The organism is Paenibacillus sp. MB22_1 (assembly GCF_047200555.1).
Lineage (GTDB): Bacteria > Bacillota > Bacilli > Paenibacillales > Paenibacillaceae > Fontibacillus > Fontibacillus phoenicis.
On sequence record NZ_JBLADV010000001.1, the window covers coordinates 576,033 to 598,523 of the forward strand.

General features: G+C 56.6%; 17 protein-coding genes and 1 pseudogene. 15 read left to right on the top strand and 3 right to left on the bottom strand.

Going from position 1 to position 22,491, the window contains the following annotated elements; all coding sequences use genetic code 11:
- Positions 1-5: 5 nt before the first annotated feature.
- The 3 genes from grpE (at position 6) to dnaJ (ending at position 3,784) form a co-directional block, all read left to right on the top strand.
- Positions 6-608 carry a nucleotide exchange factor GrpE gene (gene grpE / locus ACL02P_RS02525; protein WP_412837310.1) on the top strand — a complete coding sequence of 201 codons (603 nt, stop codon included), beginning with the start codon at positions 6-8 and terminating at the stop codon, positions 606-608.
- 59 nt (positions 609-667) lie between these two features.
- A complete protein-coding gene (gene dnaK, locus ACL02P_RS02530; protein WP_412836782.1) occupies positions 668-2,503 on the top strand; it encodes a molecular chaperone DnaK in 1,836 nt (611 codons plus the stop codon).
- A gap of 162 nt (positions 2,504-2,665) precedes the next feature.
- Entirely contained in the window at positions 2,666-3,784 is a 1,119-nt protein-coding gene (gene dnaJ / locus ACL02P_RS02535) for a molecular chaperone DnaJ (protein ID WP_009224119.1), read from the top strand.
- Positions 3,785-3,857: 73 nt separating this feature from the next.
- On the opposite strand, the gene ACL02P_RS02540 is transcribed toward dnaJ, so the two are convergent.
- Both ACL02P_RS02540 and ACL02P_RS02545 read right to left on the bottom strand, forming a co-directional pair.
- Positions 3,858-4,142 (bottom strand): YxcD family protein, encoded by a 285-nt coding sequence (locus ACL02P_RS02540; RefSeq protein WP_009224118.1) that lies wholly within the window; start codon positions 4,140-4,142, stop codon positions 3,858-3,860.
- A 3-nt stretch (positions 4,143-4,145) separates the two neighbouring features.
- A complete protein-coding gene (locus ACL02P_RS02545) occupies positions 4,146-4,577 on the bottom strand; it encodes a hypothetical protein (protein WP_009224117.1) in 432 nt (143 codons plus the stop codon).
- Positions 4,578-4,792: 215 nt separating this feature from the next.
- On the opposite strand from ACL02P_RS02545, the gene ACL02P_RS02550 reads away from it, so the two are divergent.
- The 7 genes from ACL02P_RS02550 to ACL02P_RS02580 all read left to right on the top strand — a co-directional run bounded on the left by ACL02P_RS02550 (position 4,793) and on the right by ACL02P_RS02580 (position 10,118).
- Positions 4,793-5,161: a hypothetical protein gene (locus tag ACL02P_RS02550; protein WP_339299562.1), complete on the top strand. Its 369-nt coding sequence runs from the start codon at positions 4,793-4,795 to the stop codon at positions 5,159-5,161.
- Between the two features lie 65 nt (positions 5,162-5,226).
- Positions 5,227-5,406 (top strand): YfhD family protein, encoded by a 180-nt coding sequence (locus ACL02P_RS02555; RefSeq protein ID WP_009224115.1) that lies wholly within the window; start codon positions 5,227-5,229, stop codon positions 5,404-5,406.
- 110 nt (positions 5,407-5,516) lie between these two features.
- Positions 5,517-6,485 (top strand): 50S ribosomal protein L11 methyltransferase, encoded by a 969-nt coding sequence (prmA, locus tag ACL02P_RS02560; protein ID WP_412836783.1) that lies wholly within the window; start codon positions 5,517-5,519, stop codon positions 6,483-6,485.
- A 6-nt stretch (positions 6,486-6,491) separates the two neighbouring features.
- Positions 6,492-7,175 (top strand): site-2 protease family protein, encoded by a 684-nt coding sequence (locus ACL02P_RS02565; protein ID WP_412836784.1) that lies wholly within the window; start codon positions 6,492-6,494, stop codon positions 7,173-7,175.
- Positions 7,176-7,263: 88 nt separating this feature from the next.
- Positions 7,264-8,028: a 16S rRNA (uracil(1498)-N(3))-methyltransferase gene (locus tag ACL02P_RS02570; protein ID WP_036644744.1), complete on the top strand. Its 765-nt coding sequence runs from the start codon at positions 7,264-7,266 to the stop codon at positions 8,026-8,028.
- 3 nt (positions 8,029-8,031) lie between these two features.
- Positions 8,032-9,375, top strand: coding sequence for a tRNA (N(6)-L-threonylcarbamoyladenosine(37)-C(2))-methylthiotransferase MtaB (mtaB, locus tag ACL02P_RS02575; protein ID WP_009224111.1), 1,344 nt, complete (start codon positions 8,032-8,034; stop codon positions 9,373-9,375).
- Between the two features lie 305 nt (positions 9,376-9,680).
- Positions 9,681-10,118 (top strand): NUDIX hydrolase, encoded by a 438-nt coding sequence (locus ACL02P_RS02580; RefSeq protein ID WP_412836785.1) that lies wholly within the window; start codon positions 9,681-9,683, stop codon positions 10,116-10,118.
- A 71-nt stretch (positions 10,119-10,189) separates the two neighbouring features.
- Here ACL02P_RS02580 and ACL02P_RS02585 read toward each other — a convergent pair whose 3' ends face one another.
- Positions 10,190-11,215, bottom strand: coding sequence for a Na/Pi cotransporter family protein (locus tag ACL02P_RS02585; protein WP_009224109.1), 1,026 nt, complete (start codon positions 11,213-11,215; stop codon positions 10,190-10,192).
- A gap of 173 nt (positions 11,216-11,388) precedes the next feature.
- Here ACL02P_RS02585 and ACL02P_RS02590 point away from each other — a divergent pair, with 173 nt between their 5' ends.
- The 5 genes and pseudogenes from ACL02P_RS02590 to ACL02P_RS02610 form a co-directional block, all read left to right on the top strand.
- Complete coding sequence (locus tag ACL02P_RS02590; RefSeq protein WP_009224108.1) at positions 11,389-12,762, top strand: class I SAM-dependent rRNA methyltransferase; 1,374 nt, start codon at positions 11,389-11,391, stop codon at positions 12,760-12,762.
- Between the two features lie 253 nt (positions 12,763-13,015).
- The gene (gene addB / locus ACL02P_RS02595; RefSeq protein ID WP_412836786.1) at positions 13,016-16,558 is read left to right on the top strand and encodes a helicase-exonuclease AddAB subunit AddB; all 3,543 of its coding nucleotides are present in this window, start codon (positions 13,016-13,018) and stop codon (positions 16,556-16,558) included.
- Positions 16,555-20,580 (top strand): helicase-exonuclease AddAB subunit AddA, encoded by a 4,026-nt coding sequence (gene addA / locus ACL02P_RS02600; protein WP_412836787.1) that lies wholly within the window; start codon positions 16,555-16,557, stop codon positions 20,578-20,580. Before addB ends, addA begins: the two co-directional genes overlap by 4 nt.
- A 101-nt stretch (positions 20,581-20,681) precedes the next feature.
- Positions 20,682-21,881 (top strand): exonuclease SbcCD subunit D, encoded by a 1,200-nt coding sequence (locus ACL02P_RS02605; protein ID WP_009224105.1) that lies wholly within the window; start codon positions 20,682-20,684, stop codon positions 21,879-21,881.
- 44 nt (positions 21,882-21,925) lie between these two features.
- Positions 21,926-22,399 (top strand): annotated as a pseudogene (locus tag ACL02P_RS02610) (AAA family ATPase); the annotation flags it as partial.
- Positions 22,400-22,491 lie beyond the last annotated feature (92 nt).

A 22,491-nucleotide genomic window follows, 5' to 3' on the forward strand; every position in this document is an offset into this window, starting at 1 on the left:
CGAATATGAACGATAACGTGAAAGAGGACTTGCAAAACACCCCGGAATCCGAAGAGAGGCAGGATGAAGTAGCGGCTCAAGAGCCGCAGGATACTCAGGACGCTGCCGGTGGAGAGGGTGCAGCTGAGGCTGTCAACGAAGCGAATAACGCAGATGTGACTGCGGAGCTGGAGAAGCTGCGTGCGGAGAACGAGGAAATTCAGCAGCGCTTGCTGCGTGCTCAGGCGGATTTCGATAATTTCCGGCGCCGTACGGTGAAGGAAAAGGAAGAACTGGGCAAATACGCATCCGCCAAGCTGATTACCGAGCTGCTTCCGGTGATTGACAACTTTGAACGGGCGCTTAACACAACCGGAGACATCTCGGACGCCGCCTCATATGTCAAAGGGGTGGAAATGATCTTCCGCCAACTGGAAGGCGTCTTGAAGGCGGAAGGCCTCACTCCGATGGAAGCGGAGGGCCAGCCGTTTAATCCTGAATTCCATCAGGCGATTATGCAGGTGGAATCCGAGGAGCATGAAGAGGGCATCGTCGTGGAAGTTGTGCAGAAAGGCTATATGCTGAAAGATAAGGTGCTGCGCCCGGCGATGGTCAAAGTCAGCGGCTAATATAGCAGCTAACAACGAATCCAAAAGACGATTCAACCTATTAAGGAGGACATAACGTAATGAGCAAAGTAATCGGTATTGACCTTGGTACAACGAACTCCTGCGTTGCGGTGATGGAGGGCGGCGAAGCGGTCGTCATTCCTAACCCGGAAGGTGCGCGCACAACCCCTTCCGTCGTAGGTTTTAAGAAAGACGGCGAACGGATCGTCGGCGAAACGGCGAAACGCCAAGCGATCACCAATCCGGATCGGACGATCATTTCGATCAAACGTCATATGGGGACGAACCATAAAGAAGTCATCGACGGCAAAGAATATACGCCGCAAGAAATTTCTGCGATCATTTTGCAGAAGCTGAAAGCTGACGCCGAAGCGTATTTGGGACAACCGGTCACCCAAGCGGTTATCACGGTTCCGGCATATTTTAACGATAGTCAGCGTCAAGCGACGAAGGATGCCGGGAAAATCGCCGGTTTGGAAGTATTGCGGATCGTGAACGAACCAACGGCAGCTGCACTGGCTTACGGTCTGGATAAAGCTGAAGATCAAACGATTCTCGTATATGACCTTGGCGGCGGTACCTTTGACGTATCGATCCTCGAGCTGGGCGACGGCTTCTTCGAAGTTAAAGCGACCAGCGGGGACAACCATCTGGGCGGCGACGACTTCGACCAGAAGATCATCGACTACCTCGTTGCCGAGTTCAAGAAAGATCAAGGCATTGACTTGAGCAAGGACAAAGCAGCGGTACAACGTTTGAAAGATGCCGCGGAAAAAGCGAAAAAAGAACTGTCCGGCGTGCTGACGACGACGATTTCTCTGCCATTCATCACGGTAGTTGACGGCGTGCCGCAACACCTTGAAGTGAACCTGACCCGCGCGAAATTCGAAGAGTTGACTGCGGATCTTGTTGAACGCACCCTTGGACCAACTCGCCGTGCTTTGAGCGATGCTGGCCTTACTCCGGCTGACATCGATAAAGTCGTGCTTGTCGGTGGTTCTACGCGGATTCCTGCCGTACAAGAAGCGATCAAGAAACTGACGGGCAAAGAGCCGCATAAAGGCGTAAACCCGGACGAAGTCGTTGCGCTTGGTGCTGCGGTGCAAGCCGGCGTATTGACTGGCGATGTCAAAGACGTTGTCCTGCTTGACGTTACTCCGCTTTCGCTGGGGATCGAAACGGCTGGCGGCGTATTCACGAAGATGATCGAACGGAATACAACGATTCCGACGAGCAAGTCGCAAATCTTCTCGACCTTCGCCGATAATCAGTCAAGCGTTGAGATCCACGTCCTGCAAGGGGAACGGGAAATGGCAGCCGGCAACAAAACGTTGGGCCGCTTTATCCTGGGTGATATTCCGCCTGCACCACGCGGGGTACCGCAAATCGAAGTTACCTTCGACATTGACGCGAACGGGATTGTTAACGTATCGGCAACCGATAAAGGGACCGGTAAGAGCCAAAAAATCACGATTACTTCCTCCAGCGGCTTGAGCGATGAAGAAATCGAACGGATGATGAAGGACGCCGAGCTGCATGCGGAAGAAGATAAAAAACGCAAAGCGCTGGTTGAAGCGAAAAACAACGCTGACCAACTGATCTACAGCGTTGACAAAACGTTGAAAGATCTGGGCGACAAAGTTGACGCAGCTGAAGTTGAGAAAGCAAACGCCGCTAAAGAAGAGCTGAAGAAAGTGCTGGAAAGCGACAATCTGGAGCAAATCAAAGCGGCATCGGAGAAATTGACCGAGGTTGTTCAGCAGTTGTCCGTGAAGCTGTATGAGCAAGCTTCGCAAGCGGCAGGTGCGCAAGGCAACGCTGAAGCTGCCGGCGGCCAAAACCGCGATAACGTCGTTGACGCTGACTACGAAGTGGTTGACGAAGATAAGAAATAAAGCTAAGATGGCTCACAGAGCAGTTTGAGTCTGGTGAATAGACTTTGGCATCCGGGAAGGTCAAAGTGCGGGCTGCTACCGCACTTTGACTTTCCTTTTGCTGATAAGGGTTATTGAATAGATTTACTTCGTGATTAAAAGATGACCGATGGGGGTGGAAGGATGGCAGAGAAGCGCGATTACTACGAGGTGCTGGGCCTCAGTAAAAACGCAACTGAAGACGAAATCAAAAAAGCTTACCGCAAGCTGGCCCGGCAATATCACCCGGACGTCAATAAAGCGGCGGATGCGGAAGCGAAATTCAAAGAAGTCAAGGAAGCCTATGACGTCTTAAGTGATCCAGCGAAACGGTCGCGTTATGACCAATATGGCCATATGGATCCGAATCAGGGGATGGGCGGCGGCTTCTCTGACGCGGATTTTGGCGGCTTCGGGGATATCTTCGATATGTTCTTCGGCGGCGGCAGCCGGCGTGATCCGAATGCGCCGCAGCGCGGTAACGATTTGCAATACACGATGACGATCGAATTTAAGGAAGCGGTGTTCGGGAAAGAAACGGACATCACCATTCCGCGTACTGAAAGCTGCGATACCTGCTTTGGAACGGGAGCGAAACCAGGGACCAAACCGGTCACCTGTTCCGTGTGCCATGGCACCGGGCAACAGGAAGTCGTTCAAAATACACCGTTTGGCCGTATGGTGAACCGGCGTACTTGTACGAACTGCGGCGGAAGAGGGCAAATCATCAAGGAGAAATGTCCGACCTGCGCAGGCAGCGGCAAGGTAAAGAAGCAGCGTAAAATTCATGTCCGCATTCCGGCAGGGGTTGACGATGGAGCTCAACTGCGGATGTCCGGTGAAGGTGAAAGCGGGTTGCGCGGCGGTCCAGCCGGCGATTTGTACATCGTGATCCGCGTGAAACCGCATGATTTCTTCTACCGTGAGGGCGACGATATCTATTGTGAGGTTCCGTTGACGTTCGCCCAAGCTGCGCTGGGGGATGAAATCGAAATTCCTACGCTGACAGAGAAAGTGAAGCTGAAAATTCCGGCAGGAACGCAAACCGGAACCTACTTCCGCTTGAAAGGGAAAGGGGTGCCGCGCCTGCGTGGAATCGGTCAAGGCGACCAGCATGTTAAAGTGGTCGTTGTGACGCCAAGCAAGCTCAGCGAAGAGCAGAAGGAGCTGCTGCGCCAATTTGCTTCGTTGGACGGCGAGCAGACGCATGAGCATGAGCAATCGTTTTTTGACCGAATGAAACGGGCGTTTCGCGGAGACTAATCGCTCCAACATAAAAGCGCGAGCTAAGGAGAAATAATTCCCTAGTTCGCGCTTTTGTTTTTGTATTGAAAAATCAACCTTCCGTCCGAATCTCCGCCAAGATTTCATCCTCCAGCATCAGCCGGATATCTTCCCGGAAGACCCGCATTCCGTATTCCCGATGTACGTACACCATGATCGCCTCCATGATGTTCGACTCAACGATATACCAACTGCGGCCGTTCACCCATACTTCACCGGTATAGCCGGTATCCTCGTCCCAGCTGAGCTCGACCGTCACATCGGTGGGGCGGACGCCCCTCCGTTCGGCCGTATGCAGGCAAATCGCGTTAATAATTTCGTCCATACCGAGGATCATGGCTTAATAACGGCCTCCGTTGCGATAATCGTCGTGGCGCGGCTGCTTTTTGAATCGGCGGTACAGAGCCATTGCGGCGGCAATGATCACATAGATTGCCAACAGATTTACGGCTAATCCCAGCAGATTGCCGAAGAAGCCCATGCTGCTAAATAAGCCGCCGAACAGCAGACCCGCAAGCCCGCCGATCATCATGCCGCGCATAAAGCTGCCGCCGCTAAAGAATCCGCGGTTTGTTGTCGGAGTTCCCGTTTGGGTTCCGGTGCGATTGCCCGTCGTATTCTGATATTCGCTTTGCGACGGCTTCTTCGGGGTTGGATTGTACGACCGAGGGCCGGATTTGAATCCGCCGCGTCTGGCGTCAGCAAAGTCAGGGGCGGTGAAGGTGAAGAAGACGGTGAAGACCATCATCAGAAGCATTATTCTTTTTAACATCGTCTATAAACTCCTCCTATGATTGTAAGATAAGTATGTTCGCTTCCCCATCGAGTAATACGGACAAGCCAAGGAAACGTTTCAAATTTAAATCAATTCAGGTCGGTAAACGAACAAAATTTGTATAAAGCCATGGCCAAAATTACATCCTACCGAATAATGGGCTGCGAGCGTGCAGCTTCATTGAAGTGTAAAACGAAAGGCAGGGAGGAAGGATGGCTGAAAAGAACATTTTGGCCTATTTCAAAAGCCCGGAACAGGCCGAAGGGGTTGCCCGCAAATTAAATGCGCTGCGGGTGGAAGAGATATCGATTGATCGATTCAGCCGTTATGCCGGCGAGGGCTACAATCCGATGAATCCGGTGACGGGAAGCATCTCCAACCTGGCGGCTGTCACCCAGGATGCGTCGATGACCAACCAATCAGCGGGGATATTGGCAGCAGCGGATCCGGCAGCCAGCGGACTTAGCCATGGGGGACAAGGCGGGCCGACCGGCCATGATATTTTACTGACCGCTGTCGTTGACGAATCGATTCATCATCAGGCGCTGCGCATCATTGAAGAAGCGGGCGGCTTGATTTAATCGTTAAGAAGGATGACTCCAATCATGCCAATCGGAGAATACATGGAAAGGAGCTGAAGCGAGAGATGAGTCAAAGCCAGGAGGATCGGCGAACCAAGCGGATCTCTGCCAAAGGAAAAAATCTGCCGATCGTACATTACACGGATGTGGAGTTTTCCGAAGAGAGGGCTGATCAAGAGGATTGGGAAGCGCTGGAGCGCAGCGAACGGGCGGACGCACGCCAGCAGGGACAATACAAGCTGTAATCGTAAGCAGCAGACGGGGGACCCGAATGGTTCCCTGTTTTGTTTTGTCACGTTCCTGAATCTATAGTACAATTAATTTTATGCATGTAAGTCAAGGAGGAAATCATACGATGATTTGGAAAGAAATAACTATACATACGACGGAAGAAGCGGTGGAGATGGTTTCCAACTTCCTGCATGAAGCAGGCGCAGGCGGGGTAACCATTGAAGAGCACGTCGATAACGATAAACCTCGGGATACTTCACTGGGACAATGGTTTGAAATTCCCCCTAATGACATTCCTGAAGGAGAAGCGAAAATCAGCGGGTATTTTCCGGAAGGACTGGATATCGACGAAGTGATTGCGGAAGTCCGCGCACGCATCGAGGAACTTAAGAGCTTTGATATCGATCCTGGGGTTGCGGAGATCTCCGTGCGGGATGTCAGTGAGGACGATTGGGCGAACAATTGGAAGCAATATTTCAAGCCGCTGCGGGTCTCTGAGAGACTGACGATCAAACCAACGTGGGAGGAATATGTACCAGTTTCGCCGAATGAGCAAATTATTGAGCTGGACCCGGGCATGGCGTTTGGTACAGGTACGCATCCTACCACCTCTCTTTGCTTACGCACACTAGAGAGTATAATCCAAGATGGGGACGAAGTGATTGATGTCGGCACAGGTTCAGGGATTCTGGCCATCGGAGCATGTCGGCTTGGTGCCTCCAAGGTGTTGGCGCTGGATCTGGATCCGGTAGCCGTATCTAGTGCGAAGGAGAACACGCGTCTGAATGGTCTTGAGGACCGGATCCAAGTCGTGGAAAGCGACCTGTTATCCGTTCTGAAAGGAGAAGGCAGCACGGGTGTAGAGATCAAGCTGCCGGTACGGGTGGTCGTGGCTAACATTTTGGCAGAGATCATTTTACTGTTTATCGAGGATGTCTATCAAGCATTGGCACCCGGCGGTTATTATATCGCCTCGGGGATTTATAAGAATAAAGAACAAGCCGTACAAGAAGCGCTGATTGCCGCGGGTTTCGAACTGGAACGGACGGCCCGGGAAGAAGATTGGGTCGCTTTTGTGGCGAGAAAGAGGTAATTAAATATGGATTTTCTAGACCGAATATTGCGGGTTCCGTTGGACCAGCTCCCCTTTTATTTGATCACGCTGGTGATCGCCTTTACGCTGCATGAATTTTCTCATGCCTATTTTGCGAACAAATTTGGGGACCCGACAGCCAAGCTGCTGGGTCGCGTGACGTTGAACCCGGCAGTTCATTTTGATCTATTGGGCATTATCCTGCTCCTGCTTGCCGGGTTCGGTTGGGCTCGGCCGGTTCCGGTGAACCGGGACAATTTCAGCAAACCGCGCCTGATGGGTGTGATTGTATCCGTTGCCGGGCCGCTCAGCAACTTGCTGCTGGGCGTCCTGGGGACGCTTGTTTACGTGATGCTGGCTCGTTTTGGCGTACTGGATGCAATTACGAACGAGAAGTTGTTTCAAGCCGTTCTCATTTTCTTTAATCTATTTACGGTCATGAACTTTTTCTTATTTTTATTTAACCTGATTCCTTTACCGCCGCTGGACGGCTATCGAATTTTGGAGGATGTCGTGCCGCGCCGCATGCTGGGCAAATTGCAGCAATACGAGCAGTGGTCGGTGCTGATCTTCTTAGTGATCCTAATCGTCCCGGGGATGCAGCAGTATACGATTCTGCCGTTATATAATGCAGCGGAAACAATCTATTACCAGTTTGCCCATCTTTTCCTGACATTGTCTGGGGTTTAGGCTGGGGAGAAGGACTGGAAACGGAAGTTCAAAAGTTGTATGATGTAGTTTGGTGATTTTGACCTTGTGGAACGGTGAGGATGATGGCATGCAGCGATATTTTGTGGATCCCGCGCAATTTGGCGATCGGGAAGTGACGATTGCCGGTGAGGATGCCCGTCATATCGGCAGGGTGATGCGTTCCAAACCCGGCGATAAGCTGATCGTGAGCGACGGGATATCCCGGGAAGTCCTCGCGGAGATTACGATCATAGAGCCGCAGCAAGTGACTGCGGCTATTATAGAGGAGCTGGCGGCGTCGGGAGAACCGTGGTTTCAAGTGACTGTAGCCCAAAGCTTGCCGAAAGGCGACAAGATGGAAACCGTCATTCAGAAGTGCACGGAAATCGGCGCGGCTTCTTTCCTTCCTTTTTTATCAGAACGTACGATCGTACAGTATGACAGCAAGAAGGAGGAGAAGCGGCTCACCCGCTGGCAGAAAATCGCCAAGGAAGCCGCCGAGCAAGCGCATCGCAGCAAAATCCCGGCGGTTGAGCTTCCAGTCAAGTGGGACAAGCTGCTTGTAGAGCTTAAGAACTACGATTTGGTATGTTTATGCTATGAAAAAGAGGACGGTCGGCAGCTGCGGGACGTGCTTAAGCCTTTCGTCACCGGGCTGACGCCCGAGAGAACGGTGAAGGTCGCTGTTGTCGTTGGACCTGAAGGCGGCTTTACTGAAGCGGAAGTGGAGGAAGCCGAAGCTGCGGGAGCGGTATCCGTTGGTTTAGGCCGGCGCATTCTGCGCACCGAGACGGCTGCGATGGCCGCCCTGACCTGCATCATGTATGAATCCGGAGAAATGGGGGGGGAATGAGCGATGCCTACTGTCGCCTTTTACACCTTGGGCTGTAAAGTTAATTTCTATGATACCGAAGCCATTTGGCAACTATTTAAAAACGAAGGCTATGAACAGGTTGATTTTGAGCAATCAGCCGCCGACGTTTACTTGATTAATACTTGTACGGTTACGAATACCGGTGACAAGAAGAGCCGTCAGATCATTCGGCGGGCGGTGCGCCGCAACCCAGACGCGATCATCGCGGTAACCGGCTGCTACGCGCAGACGTCGCCTGCGGAGATTCTGGATATTCCCGGCGTGGATCTGGTCATCGGAACGCAAGACCGGGACAAAATTATCCCTTACGTCAAGCAGCTCCAAGAGCAACGTAAGCCGATTAACGCCGTGCGCAACATTATGAAGACCCGGGAGTTCGAAGAGCTGGACGTGCCAAGCTTCGCCGATCATACCCGCGCTTATCTGAAAATCCAAGAGGGCTGCAACAACTTCTGCACCTTCTGTATTATCCCTTGGTCGCGCGGACTGTCGCGCAGCCGTGACCCGCAAAGCGTGATTCAGCAAGCGCGTCAACTGGTCGCTGCGGGCTATAAGGAAATCGTCCTGACCGGCATCCATACGGGCGGCTACGGTGATGATCTGGAGAACTACCGTTTGTCCGACCTGCTGTGGGACTTGGATAAAGTAGAAGGGCTGGGACGCATCCGGATCAGTTCGATTGAAGCAAGCCAGATCGATGACCGGATGCTGGATGTGTTGAAGAACTCCTCGAAGATGTGCCGCCACTTCCATATCCCGCTGCAAGCGGGCAGCAATGAAGTGCTGAAGCGCATGAGAAGAAAGTACACGATTGAAGAGTTCGAGCATAAAATCAAAATGATCCGCGATTTCATGCCGGACGTTGCGATTACCACGGACGTTATTGTCGGCTTCCCTGGGGAAACTGACGAGCTGTTCCGCGAAGGCTTCGAAGCGATTAAACGCATCGGCTTCTCGGAAATGCACGTATTCCCGTATTCCAAGCGGAGCGGTACGCCGGCAGCGCGGATGGAGGACCAAGTGGATGAAGAAGTGAAGCATGCTCGCGTGCATGAACTGATCGACTTGTCCGAGCAAATGCAGCTTGCTTATGCGGAGAAATTCGTTGGCCAGGTGCTGGATGTCATTCCAGAGAAGGATGAGAAAGGCACAGCCGGAGACGGCTATGTGACTGGCTTCAGCGACAACTACCTGCAAATCCGCTTCCCGGGCACACCGGACTTGACCGGTAAAATCTGCCGCGTGAAGCTGACCCAAGCGGATGCGAACACCTGCGAAGGCCAGTTAGTCCGAGTCCTGGACGATGCCGCGCAAGCTTTAGCATAATACTGTCGCCCGACATCGGGCATAGGCCAAGGATTTCACCCTGTCGGGGGTGAAATCCTTGTTGTTACATACGGGCAAATTGGAAGTATGAGTGCGATGCTCCTATAATTAACAAATAACACCAGGTGTCAATAATTTCTCGCCCAGCGCCGAAGGCAGCATTTTCCCGGAGGGAACAGCGAGCAGGAGCGCCTCAGTCACTCCCGCGTTTGTCCCGTTTGCGGGATACCTAAGGGCTGCGAACCCTTAGGGCCCTCTTTTACGGTAAGGGAGGCTTGGGTAAAATAAAGGGAGGTACAGCCAGAATGCCATTCAAAGAAATCTCTGCTGGAGGCGTCGTTTACCGCATCCAAGACGGACGGCTGCAAGTGCAACTGATTACCGATCGTTATGGCAAGATATCGTTTCCGAAAGGAAAGCGGGAACCGGGAGAAACCGTGGAACAAACGGCGCTGCGCGAAATTTTGGAAGAAACCGGCATTGTGGGCCGGATCAGTAAATTGATTGATATCATCGTGTATACTTACCATCATCCCAAGCTGGGGAACGTGGATAAAGATGTCCATTATTACTTGGTTGAATGGCAAAGCGGAGCCCTCCGTCCTCAGCTTGAGGAGATCCGCAGCGTGTCCTGGTATGAGCCGCAGGAGGCTTGGCGTCAGCAACGCAAGGCGGGATATGACAACAACGACTTCATCTTAGAGAAGGCGTTGCAAATGCTTGGTATCGAGCCGGAGAACTAATACGGTGCAGTTATTTTCTGCGATATTTAAGAGATGGGAGAATATCGGGGGAAATAACTGCATTTTTACGGCTATTTAGACGCTTTCGTATTCGGGAGGAGGGGGCCGGCGAGATGATCCAGGTCCTCGGGCCGATCCAGTTTGGACCAGATGGGCAAATAGCAGAAAGGCAACGCCAGCAAGGAGCAGACGACGTTAAAAATCGTCTGCGTGTGTGCGATTTGCGCTGAAAGATCGCTGGTTAGCCAGGCTGCCGCCGCTTGCAACAGCGGAACCAGCGGCAAGAACAACACTGCCCCCAGCACGTTGAGCGCCACGTGCGACCAAGCGACGAATCGGCCGGATCGGGTGCCGCCGATGGCGGCGATCACCGCCGTGACGCAGGTGCCAACGTTGGATCCGATAACCATGGCAATGCCGAATTCCACCGGCAAGGCACCGCTGGCGGCGAGTCCCATCGTCATGGCGACGACTGCGGCGCTGCTATGAATGATCGCCGTCAGGATGGCGCCGGCGAAGGCGCCCCACAGCAGGCTGCCGGTGGCATGCTCCAGCAGCCAGGAGATCACGCCGCGTTCTTCCAGCGCCGGACCGATCGACTGCATAAAGCGGATGGCGATCATCACCAGGCTGAAGCCGGCTAAGGCCAGTGTGGCAAACTGCAAGGGCAACAACCATGGCATGCGGCGTTTGATCTCGTCCGGCAGCATTTCGCCTCCCAGCACAGCGGCCGCCCATAACGTTAACGAAACGATCAGCATGGGGACCCCCAGCTTGGCTATATTAAGGGCAAGCAGCTCCGTGGTCAGGCAGGTTCCGATATTGCCTCCCAGAATAATGCCCAGCGTTCGCGCATAGGACAACAGGCGGGCATTAACCAGGCCAATCGTCATTACCGTCACGGCAGTGCTGCTCTGTAAGACGGCCGTGATGAAGGTGCTCGACAGCAGGCCTGTCCAAGGCGTCCGCGTCGTCCGGTGAAGGAAACCGATCAGCCGGGGACCCGCCCATGCGTGCAGGGCAGCCTCCATCACCTTCATGCCGAACAGGAACAGGGCGAAGCCAAACGTCACTGGAAACAAGATCTCATGAAACATATTGGCAGCCTCCCTTCCCGGATCATCTGTAAAATGCAGACAAGCGACAATCGTACAAGTTACATATATGACGGTCGGACAACTTCCATGCCAGCCAAGCTGACGTACCGTCCCGGCCGCAGGGGTGCTTTAGGCGCAGTGGGTCATATTTTTAATGAGGAGTGAAGGATTAAGTGGCAAGGGTCATATTGCAGCGCAGCCGCAAGAAACGGTTGGAAAAAGGGCATCCTTGGATCTTCAAAAATGAAATCGAGCGTTTGGAAGGGAACGTGGAACCGGGCGGATTGGTTGAGGTCGTTGACCACCGGAACCGTTACCTGGCCACCGGGTATTACAACCCGGCTTCGCAAATTACCGTCCGCGTTGTGTCGTATACGCCGTTGGAAGCGATGGACACGGCCTTTTTTGTCCGGCGGTTTCAGGAATGCTTGAAGCATCGGGAACGGTTCGTGAAGGAGGATGCTTACCGCTTCGTGTACGGAGAGGCCGACTTTTTGCCGGGGCTGATCGTGGACAAGTTTGGTGACGTACTGGTTGTACAGCTGCTTACACTGGGTATGGACCGCTGTCGGGAGCAGATTGTGGAGGCGTTGTCGGAAGTGCTGCATCCCGTTGGCATCTATGAACGCAGCGATGTAGCCGTCCGGGAAATGGAGGGCTTGGAGCAGGTGAAAGGGCCGATCTTTGGCCAGCCGCCGCGCCATGTCATCGTGTCGGAGAACGGGCTCAAGATCGAGGTGGATATTGAGCAGGGGCAAAAAACGGGCTATTTCTTCGACCAGCGGGAGAACCGGGCGTCCATCAAGCCGCTGATGACCGGTTGGGGCGGACGCAGCGGCATCACGCTGCAGGAGCTGCCGACGGAAGACGGCGGCGTGCGGCTAGCGCCGGTCAACCGGAACGGCAAAGAAGTCACTTTCCCGTACTGGGACGGAGCCACCGTGCTGGAATGCTTCTCGCATACCGGAAGCTTCACCTTACATGCCTGCAAATACGGAGCCAAAAAGGTGACCTGCCTTGACATCTCCGAGCATGCGATCGAAAGCGCGAAGCGGAACGTGGAGCTGAACGGGTTCACCGATCGCGTCGAATTTGTCGTGGCTGATGCGTTTGATTATTTGCGCAGTCAGGTGAAAGGCTTGGAGGAACGGGCGCGCCGTGCGGCCCAAGACGCCAAGGTGGACACTTCCGTGCCGCTGACGGCCGGCGGCGGGCGGACTTGGGACGTCGTGATCCTCGATCCCCCGGCGTTTGCCAAGACGAAAGCGGCGGTTAAAGGTGCCGTTCGCGGTTATAAAGATATTAACCTGCACGGCATGAAGCTGGTGAATGAAGGCGGCTATCTGGTAACGGCCAGCTGTTCCTACCATATGCGACCGGATCTGTTCCTGGAGACGATCCTCGAGGCCGCGGAGGATGCAGGCAAAGTGCTGCGCCTTGTGGAATGGCGGGCAGCCGGCAAGGATCATCCGCAAATCCTTGGGGTGGACGAAGGACATTACCTGAAATTTGCCATTTTCGAAGTGCGCAGCAAACACGCGTTGTAAAATTGGATATAACGGATAAACAGCCTCGTTTCGCGAGCTTTCGCGGTACGGGGCTTTTTTAAGGTATCAGAAAGTATAAGCTTCGGGGGATTGACATCCTGATATCGCAAGAAAAACTTCCGCTAAACGCGGTCTGTCTACTTTGAATGTACGTCGATAGACGTTTTTCTTATGCTTGAAGAAGATACGAATGTTTGATCGTATTTATGCTATACTGGAACTTAACGAATTGTCCGTCGCAGGAGGTACTTCCATGTCTTTACAGTTCATACTCGGCCGCTCCGGCAGCGGCAAAACCAGCCTCATTCTCGACCGGGTGACCGCCAAGCTGCGCGAGCAGCCGATCGGTCCGCCGCTGATTATTTTAACCCCGGAGCAAGGCACGTTTCAGATCGAGCAGCGGATCGCCACGGCCCCGGGCTTGCGCGGTACGGTACGCACCCAGGTGCTTGGCTTTCGCCGTTTGGCGCTGCGCGTCATGCAGGAAACCGGCGGTGCGGCGCTGGTGCCGATCGATGATGAAGGCAAAAAAATGCTGCTATATAAGCTCATGCGCCGCCGCAAAGGCGAGTTGAAGCTGTTTGGACACGGCGGAGACCAGCTCGGATTAATTGACCGGATAGCCGGACTATACACGGAAATGAAGAAATACAACGTGGATTTCTCAGCTCTGCGGGAGCATTATCAACTCCTGGAGCAGACCGAAGGGGAATCCCCTTTATTAAAGGATAAAATGCACGATCTTAGCCTTTTGTTTGCGGAGTATGACGAAGAGCTGTCCCGCTTGTACATCGACAACGAGGACCATGTCGTCAAGCTGGCGCAGGGGGCTAGCAAGTCGGCTTATTTGCGCGGGGCGGAAATTTGGATTGACGGGTTTCATACGTTTACGCCGCAGGAATATACAGCGATCCTCGCACTGCTGAAGACGGCGGCTTCCGTCACCGTCTCGCTGACGTTGGACCGGGTATACAGCAATGGAAATCTGCCGCATGAACTAAACCTGTTTTATACCCCTGCATCCGCCTTCGTTAAGCTGAGCCGACTGGCCGCAGAAGAGGGAATTGAAGTTCTGCCGGCAGAGCTGTTGGAGGCCCGTCCGTTTCCGCGGTTTCGGGAGAGCGAGACGCTTTCGTACCTGGAGTCTGCGTACGAGCGGCGTTCGCCGTGGCCGAAGTCCGAGCCGCCTCAGGATTTGGAACAGGCCCTATCTTTGCACCGGGCTGCCAGCCGGCGGGCTGAGGTTGAAGGCGCGGCGCGCGAGATGGTTCGCCTCGCCAGGGAAGAAGGCGTGCGTTGGCGGGACATGGCGCTGCTGGTGCGCAACTTAGGGGATTATGAAGAACTGCTTGCTCCGACGATGGAAGCATACGGGATCCCTTATTTTCTTGACCAGAAAGCAAGTATGCTGTATCACCCGATGATCGAATTTATCCGGGCCGCGTTGGACGTGGTACTCGGGTTTTGGAGATACGAAGACGTATTTCGCTGCGTGAAAAGCGAATTTCTTCTGCCGCTGGACGGCAGCCTGACGCGCGAGCATATGGATGTGCTGGAGAATTATGCTCTGGCGAGCGGGATTCAAGGTTACCGTTGGTTTGACGGCCGTCCTTGGAAGTCGGCGCCAAGCCTGTCGCTGGAGCAGGAGGATCAAACGGCGGCATCCGTTAAAGCCATGGAGCAGCTGCAGCTGCTGGAGCGGTGCCGCGCTGCGGTCGCCGGCCCTTTGTCAGCGTTTGAGAAAGAGATCCGCAAGGCGAAGAACGCGGCAGACATGTGTGCCGCAGTATTCCATCTGCTGGAGCGGGTGGAGGCCGCCCAGCGTCTGGATGTGCTGGCGCATCGGATGGTGCGCGAAGGCAAGCCGCGTCAGGCGATGGAGCATCGCCAACTATGGAGCGCGGTATTGGACGTGCTCGACCAGATCGTGGAAATGATGGGGGACGAGCCTTTGGAGCTGGAGCTGTTTGCCGGCGTGCTGGAGACCGGGCTCAAGGAGCTGAAGGTGTCGCTTGTGCCGCCTTCGCTCGACCAGGTGCTGATCGGGAGTACGGAGCGGACGCGTTCGGGGCAAGTCAAGCATCTGTTCCTGCTTGGCATCAACGAAGGGATCATGCCGGCCAATCTGCAGGAGGAGGGTGTGCTCAGCGAGCAGGAGCGGGAGCGACTGGCGGAGCTTGGCTTGGAGCTGGCTCCGGGGCTGGCCCGCAAGCTGCTGGATGAGCGCTTCCTCATTTACGAAGCGTTGTCTGGGGCAAGCCGTTCTCTGTGGTTGAGCTACCCTGCTGCCGACGGAGAGGGCGGTGCGCTTTTGCCGTCGGAGGTGATCCGGCATGTGAAGCGGATTTTCCCGGGACTAACGGAGCGGCCGCTGCTGTTAACACCAGGACCTGCAAGCCGTTCTGCCGATCCGATGGCGTCGCAGCTTGAATTCGTCTCCCGTCCGGGCCCGGCGCTGAACGCCTTAATCGGCCAGCTGCGGCTGTGGAAGGCGGGAGAGTCCATTTCACCGCTATGGTGGCGTGTGCTGGATTGGTACAAGACCCGGCCGGAATGGGAGAGCAAAGCGGCGCGCCTGCTGACCTCACTGGATTATCGTAACCGGGTGCGCGGTTTGACGCCGGCAACGAGCCGACGGCTTTACGGCAAGCGGCTGCGGACAAGCGTGTCGCGAATGGAGCAGTTCTCGGCTTGTCCGTTTGCGCACTTCGCTTCGCATGGGCTGAAGCTGAAGGAACGCCAGCTTTACCGGCTGCAAGCGCCGGACATCGGACAGTTGTTTCACGCTGCGCTCAGTCAGATGGCGATCACTTTTAAGGCGCAAAACCGCAGCTGGGGGAGCCTCACGCCGGAGGAGGCGATTCAGGCGGCCAATTCGGCCGTTGATGAACTGGCGCCCAAGCTGCAGGGAGAAATCCTGTTAAGCTCCAAGCGCTACGGTTATATTTCCCGCAAGCTGAAAGCTATCGTCGGCCGTGCTTCGTTGATCCTTGGCGAGCAAGCGCGCCGGGGCAGCTTTGAACCGGTTGGACTGGAGTTGGATTTTGGACCAGGGCGGCCCTTGCCTCCGCTGACGTTTGAGTTACCGAACGGCTGCGTTATGGAAATCGTCGGCCGGATTGATCGTGTGGACATGGCGGAAGGGGAGCAAGGCCTGCTCTTGCGGGTCATCGACTACAAGTCAAGCCAGACCGACCTGAAGCTGCATGAGGTGTATTACGGCTTATCGCTGCAAATGCTCACGTATCTGGACGTCTTGTTGTCCTCGGCGGAAGCCTGGCTTGGCCAGCCTGCGCTCCCTGCGGGCACGCTGTATTTCCACGTGCATAACCCGCTGCTGCAGAGCAGCAACGGCATGAGCGCGGAGCAGGCGCAGCAGGAGCTGTTAAAGCGATTCAAGATGAAAGGCCTGCTGCTGGCAGACCGGGATGTGATCGCGAAGATGGACGCCCAGCTGGAAAAAGGCTATTCCGATATCATCCCGGTGGCGATCAAGGCGGACGGCGGCTTTTATAGCAGCGCCTCGGTTGCGACGCCGGAGCAGTGGGATACGCTGCTGGGTTCTGTGCGGCGGACGATTACGGAGATCGGCACGCGCATCACCGACGGTGACGTGCAGATTGCCCCATATCGGCTTGGGCTGGAAACGGCTTGTACGTTTTGTCCCTACAAACCGGTGTGCCGCTTTGAGGAAGCGCTGGACGGCAATGCATACCACGTCCTCGGCAAACCGGGCAAAAACGAAATTTGGCAGCTCCTTGGACAGGAGCGCGGAAAGGAGGGGAACCCTTCATGACCATCCCGATGAAACCCAAACCGGCCAGCAGTTATTGGAGCGACGACCAATGGCGGGCGATCGCTCTGTCCGGCGGCGACATGCTGGTGGCGGCGGCCGCCGGGTCCGGCAAGACGGCGGTGCTCGTCGAGCGGATTATCCGCAAGCTGACGGACCGCGAACAACCGCTGAGCGTGGACCGGCTGCTGGTGGCCACGTTCACCAAAGCCGCCGCCGCGGAGATGCGGGGGCGGATCACGGAAGCGCTGGAGAAGGAACTGGCCAAGGACCCGGGCAACGAGTACCTAAACCATCAGTTGGCCATGTTGGGGCGTGCTTCGATCACGACGCTCCACTCGTTTTGTATGGAAGTGATCCAACGCTATTACACGCTGATCCCGTTAGATCCGGGCTTTCGGATCGCCTCGGAAAGCGAGACGGCGCTGCTGCGTCAAGAGGTGCTGGAGGAGCTGCTTGAGGACAAATACGGCAGCGAACCGGAGGACAGCCCGTTTTTGAAGCTGGTAGATCTGTTTGGCGGAGAGCGCAGCGATACGGCGGTCTTTACGCTGGTGCAGCGGCTTTACGACTTCTCGCGCAGCCATCCTTGGCCGGATCATTGGCTTCAGGAAGCATCCTCAGCTTTTATGGCTCCGGATCTCGATGCCTTAGAGAAGAGCGCATGGGTCCAAAGCCTATTGGCCGATACGAAGTTGGCGCTGGGAGGCGCGATCAGCTTGCTGACTCAAGCGAAGGCGCTGGCGTTGTCTCCAGGAGGGCCGGAGCCGTACGCCGTCACGCTGGAGGACGATCTGAACGTGGTCCGCTCGCTGCAGGAAGCGGTGGCAGGCGGAGCTTGGGCTTCGTTGTATGACGCCTTTCAGGGTGTGAACTTCGGCAAGCTGAAGCCGGTCAAGAAAGACCAGACCGATCCGGAGGTGCAGGAGCGGGTTAAGGCGCTGCGGGAGGAAGCGAAGAAGACGGTGACCGATTTGCGCACGCAACTCTATGGCCGGCCGCCGGAGGCGTTTTTGCGGGAGATGCATGACATGGCTCCGCTGCTTGGCGCGTTGTCCGAGCTCGTAAGCGAATTTGGGGAACGTTACCGGCTGCAAAAAGTGTCCAAGGGCTGGCTCGATTTCTCCGACCTGGAGCATTATTGCCTGCAGATCCTGCGGCATCCGGATTCGGAGCCGGGCGAGCTTCGGCCGTCCGATGCTGCCTTGGAATACCGCCGGCAATTCGATGAGGTGCTGCTGGACGAATATCAGGACACCAATACGGTGCAGGAAACGATCGTACGGCTGATCTCCCGGGAGAACCCGGGCAACCGGTTTATGGTCGGCGACGTGAAGCAGAGCATCTATCGTTTCCGCTTGGCTGAACCGGGGCTGTTCCTGGAGAAATATCGGACCTATGGCGACGATTTTGACGGAGCCGGGCTGCGCATCGATTTAGCGCGGAACTTCCGCAGCCGGCGTGAGGTCGTTGATGCGGTGAATTTGCTGTTCCGGCAAATCATGAACGAAAGCGTGGCGGAAATTTCGTACGATACACGAGCGGAACTGGTGTATGGAGAAGGTTTTCCGCCGGAGGGGGCGGAGGATTATCGGCCCGAGCTCTTGCTGATCGATCGCGACAACGGCTCAAGCGGCGGTTCAGATTCGTCCGAACGCGGGGACAACGAATGGACGGACGGCGACGGCGGGGATGAGGAAGATGAGGCGGCGCTGATTGAAGCGGTGCGGCTGGAAGCCCGTGCGATCGCGGCCCGCATTCGCGGCATGCTGGGCGAAGGCGGCGAACCGCTGCTCATCTACGACAAACAGCTGCAGGCGATGCGCCCGGTCGCTTTCCGGGACATGGTGATTTTGCTGCGCTCAACGCTGACCTGGGCACCGGCGATGATCGAGGAGCTTCGGGTGGAAGGAATCCCGGCGTACGGGGAACTGAGCCAGGGGTATTTTCAGGCGTCCGAGGTCGAGACGATGCTGTCGCTCCTGCAGGTGATCGATAATCCGCTGCAGGATATTCCGCTGGCGGCGGTGCTGCGTTCTCCGCTGTACGATTTCTCCGAGGAGGAGCTGGCGGACATTCGCCTTGCTTCTCCAAGCGGCCGTTACTATGAGGCGGTGCTCGCACGGGCAGCCGCAGGGAATGCGGAGTCGGCTTTGAGCGACAGCAGGGGAGGCGACGCCGGGGAAGCCTCGGTGTATCACCCGGAGACGGGGCAAATTGAACCTTCGGCCAATGATGCTTTGGCGCTGAAGCTGCAGGCTTTCTTACGGCAGCTGGAAGCTTGGCGGAGCATGGCGCGGGTTGGACAGCTGGGCGACCTGATCCGAGAGATTTACCGGGAAACCGGTTATCTGGAATGGGTTGGCGGCTTGCCGGGCGGAACCCAGCGTCAGAGCAACCTGCAGGCGCTGCTGGATCGGGCGAGACAATACGAGGTATCGTCTTCTGCGCCCGGGTTGTTCCGCTTCTTGCGTTACGTCACCCGGTTGCGCGAGAACGGCGGAGACCTTGGAGCTCCGGGGGATGCCGGGGAACAGGGCGACGGCGTTCGGATCATGACGATCCACAAGAGTAAAGGCTTGGAGTTTCCAGTTGTGTTCGTCGCCGGATTGTCCAAGCAATTTAACCGGCAGGATCTGAACGCGCCGTTTCTGATGCATAAGGAGCTGGGTTTTGGTCCGAAGTACGTCGACGCGAACACGCGCGTCAGCTATCCGACGCTGCCGAACCTGGCGATCCGGCGGCGGGCGCAAATGGAGCTGCTGGCGGAGGAGATGCGCGTCTTGTACGTGGCGCTCACCCGCCCGAAGGACAAGCTCGTGCTCGTCTCCTCGGTCAAAAATCTCACCAAGTCCGTCGAAGCTTGGGGCGGTGCACTTGAGGCAAGTGAACAGCAGCTGCCAGATTACTTGCTGGCGCGCGGCCGCTGCTATCTCGACTGGATCGGCCCGGCGTTGATTCGCCATCCAAGCGCGCGCGAGCTGCGACAGTTTGCCGGGCTGCCGGAGGTTGGCCCTGCCGTGTTAGCGGACAGCCCTTCTGACTGGCACATCGCGTTTCTTTCCGCCCGCTCGGCGGGACAGAACGGAGGAGCGGAAACAGAAGCGGCAGCAACTGCAGAGGCTACGGCGGTGGACACGGCGCAAATCAAGGCGCTGCTGTCCGGGCAGCCGACAGCGGTCCTTGCAGAGGATGCGGACGATACCGAGGCCGCTGAGATGAGAGCTATGGTGGAGTCCCGGCTCAGCTGGACGTATCCTTATGCGGCAGCAAGCCGAATCGCGGCCAAAACCTCGGTGACGGAGATGAAGGCGCTGCTGATGCTGCAGGAGGAGCCGGTGCGCGACGTCTTCGCCGAAGCGGAGCTATTGCGCGAGCGGGAGCAGGCGGAGGCGGAAGAGCAGCCGGATTTCAAGCTGCATCTGCGGCGGCCACGGTTCATGGAGCAGCGCAAGCTGACCCCAACCGAACGCGGGGTGGCCTACCATACGCTGATGCAGCATCTGCCGTTTGACGCAGAGCCGGGAATCGCGGTCGTCCAAGCGACGCTCGCCCGGTTGATCGAGCGGAAGATTATGACCGCTGAGCAGGCTGCGGCCATCGAGGTGGATAGCATCGCCAGATTGCTGCAGAGCCCGCTTGGCGAACTGCTGCGGCAGGCGGACTGGGTGAAACGTGAGATGCCGTTCAGCTACGGGCTGCCTGCAGCGGAAGCCTCGCCGCAGCTGGGGGGCTTGGAAGCCATGCAAGACGGCACAGCAGGCGACGCAATCCGGGAGCTGGATGGGGAAACGGTGCTGATCCAGGGGATCGTGGACTGCCTGTTCGCTGCAGGCGGCAAAGTGTACCTGCTCGATTACAAAAGCGACCGGGTGCTGGAGCATCGCGGCGGCGCTGCGGCCCTGGCGGAATCGTACCGGTTCCAGCTGGAGCTGTACGCCAAGGCGGTTGAGGAGATCACCGGTTCGACCGTGGATGAGAAGTGGTTGTATTTCTTCGACGGCGGCCAAGCGGTGAGACTGTAATCTAAAATGAGTATGGATAGAATTGCAGGTTTTACGGCTTTATGAAAAAAGGGATGTTTTGAACGCCGGCGTACTTGGCCGGAATCAAGGGGGAGAAACGGATGCGCATTTTACATACGGGCGATTGGCATTTGGGGCGCACGCTGGAGGGACGCAGCCGGCTCGCAGAGCAGGAGGCGTTTCTGGACGAGCTGGTGCAGATGGTTAAGGAGCAGCAGGTTGATCTCGTCCTGATGGCGGGCGACGTCTATGACAGTGTGAACCCGCCGGCTGCGGCGGAAGCGATGTTCTATGAGGCGGCGGCGCGGCTGACGGAGACCGGCTGTCATCTGGCGGTGATCGCCGGGAACCATGACCAGCCGGAGCGGGTGGCCGCGGTATCGCCGCTGGTTGCGCGCCGGGGCATTTCGCTGGTGGGGCTGCCGGTGCCGGAGGCGATCACCGTTCCCGTGCCGCGCACCGGGGAGACGGCGGTCATCGCCGCGCTGCCCTATCCTTCCGAAGCCCGGCTGTCCGAGCTGCTGGCCGGCGACGCGGATGAATCCGAGCTGCGGCTTGCCTACAGCGCCAAGGTAGGGCTGCTGATGCGCCAGCTGGCCGGTGCGTTTCGCCCGGACACGGTGAACCTCGCGATGAGCCATATCTATGTGCTTGGCGGCGTGGAGTCTGACTCTGAACGGCCGATTCAGGTTGGCGGCGCATATACCGTGGACCCGTCGGCGCTGGACATCGGCGCGCAATATACGGCGCTGGGCCACCTGCATCGGCCGCAGGCGGTGAAGGGAGGCGGATTGACCCGGTATAGCGGGTCGCCGCTGGCGTATTCTTTTTCTGAGGCAGGACAAGCCAAATCGGTGATGCTCCTGGACGTGGCGCCCGGGAAGGAGCCGATCTTGGAGGAGCTGTACCTGAGCAGCGGGCGGCCGCTGGTGCGCTGGAGCTGCCGGGGCGGACTGGCAGAAGCGTACCGCTGGCTGGAGGAGGGGAGGGACGCGAATGCGTTTATCGACCTCGAAATCAGTCTGAGCGAAGCGATGTCGCTGGGCGACATCCAGGCGCTGCGCAAAGCCCATGACGGGATCGTCCATATCCGGCCGGTATATCCGGGACGGGAGCTGCAGGAGGAGCTGGCCTCCCGGGAGAGTGTGCCGGTGCATGAGCTGTTCCGCAAGTTTTATCAGCGGCAAACCGGCGGAGCCGAGCCGGAGGCCGAGTTGGTCGAGCTGTTCATGTCGCTCGTCTCCGAAGAAGAGGACGAAGGTGCGGATGCGGATGGAGCGATGGAGGGAGTAAGCCGATGAAGCCGATTACGCTGAAATTAGCCGGGCTGCAAAGCTACCGTGAGATGCAGACGATCGATTTTACCGAGCTGTGCGAGACAGGGTTGTTTGGCATTTTTGGGCCGACAGGCAGCGGGAAGTCGACGATTCTGGATGCGATCACGCTGGCCCTTTATGGCAAGGTCGGCCGTGCATCCGGCGGAACCCAAGGGATTATGAACCATTTGGAAGACGCGCTGTTCGTCGCGTTTACGTTCGAGTTGACCTCTGCTGCCGGGACGGAGCGTTACCGGGTGGAGCGGCGGTTTAAGCGCCAGGGCGAGCTGTCGGTCAGCAATACGATCAGCCGGTTTATCGAAATTCTGCCGGATGATGAGGAAAAAGTGATCGCCGACAAGCTCGCTGACGTGACGCGCTGCGTGGAACAGAAGCTGGGCCTCAAGATGGACGATTTCACCCGCGCGGTCGTATTGCCGCAGGGGAAATTCGCCGAGTTTTTGTCCCTGAAGGGGGCGGACCGACGGGCGATGCTGCAGCGCCTGTTCCACTTGGAGAAATACGGCGACCTGCTCGGGCAGAAGCTGACCCGCAAGGTCAGAGCGAACGAGCAGCGCCGCGCTGAGGTCGCTGC

Excerpts from the sequence above, each read along its gene's own strand:
- ACL02P_RS02585 (WP_009224109.1), bottom strand. The coding sequence starts at position 11,215 with ATGTTTCATGAGATCTTGTTTCCAGTGACGTTTGGCTTCGCCCTGTTC.
- addA (WP_412836787.1), top strand. The coding sequence starts at position 16,555 with ATGACCATCCCGATGAAACCCAAACCGGCCAGCAGTTATTGGAGCGAC.
- grpE (WP_412837310.1), top strand. The coding sequence starts at position 6 with ATGAACGATAACGTGAAAGAGGACTTGCAAAACACCCCGGAATCCGAA.
- ACL02P_RS02540 (WP_009224118.1), bottom strand. The coding sequence starts at position 4,142 with ATGATCCTCGGTATGGACGAAATTATTAACGCGATTTGCCTGCATACG.
- ACL02P_RS02545 (WP_009224117.1), bottom strand. The coding sequence starts at position 4,577 with ATGTTAAAAAGAATAATGCTTCTGATGATGGTCTTCACCGTCTTCTTC.
- dnaJ (WP_009224119.1), top strand. The coding sequence starts at position 2,666 with ATGGCAGAGAAGCGCGATTACTACGAGGTGCTGGGCCTCAGTAAAAAC.
- prmA (WP_412836783.1), top strand. The coding sequence starts at position 5,517 with ATGATTTGGAAAGAAATAACTATACATACGACGGAAGAAGCGGTGGAG.
- ACL02P_RS02605 (WP_009224105.1), top strand. The coding sequence starts at position 20,682 with ATGCGCATTTTACATACGGGCGATTGGCATTTGGGGCGCACGCTGGAG.
- dnaK (WP_412836782.1), top strand. The coding sequence starts at position 668 with ATGAGCAAAGTAATCGGTATTGACCTTGGTACAACGAACTCCTGCGTT.
- ACL02P_RS02555 (WP_009224115.1), top strand. The coding sequence starts at position 5,227 with ATGAGTCAAAGCCAGGAGGATCGGCGAACCAAGCGGATCTCTGCCAAA.
- addB (WP_412836786.1), top strand. The coding sequence starts at position 13,016 with ATGTCTTTACAGTTCATACTCGGCCGCTCCGGCAGCGGCAAAACCAGC.
- ACL02P_RS02570 (WP_036644744.1), top strand. The coding sequence starts at position 7,264 with ATGCAGCGATATTTTGTGGATCCCGCGCAATTTGGCGATCGGGAAGTG.
- ACL02P_RS02565 (WP_412836784.1), top strand. The coding sequence starts at position 6,492 with ATGGATTTTCTAGACCGAATATTGCGGGTTCCGTTGGACCAGCTCCCC.
- mtaB (WP_009224111.1), top strand. The coding sequence starts at position 8,032 with ATGCCTACTGTCGCCTTTTACACCTTGGGCTGTAAAGTTAATTTCTAT.
- ACL02P_RS02550 (WP_339299562.1), top strand. The coding sequence starts at position 4,793 with ATGGCTGAAAAGAACATTTTGGCCTATTTCAAAAGCCCGGAACAGGCC.
- ACL02P_RS02580 (WP_412836785.1), top strand. The coding sequence starts at position 9,681 with ATGCCATTCAAAGAAATCTCTGCTGGAGGCGTCGTTTACCGCATCCAA.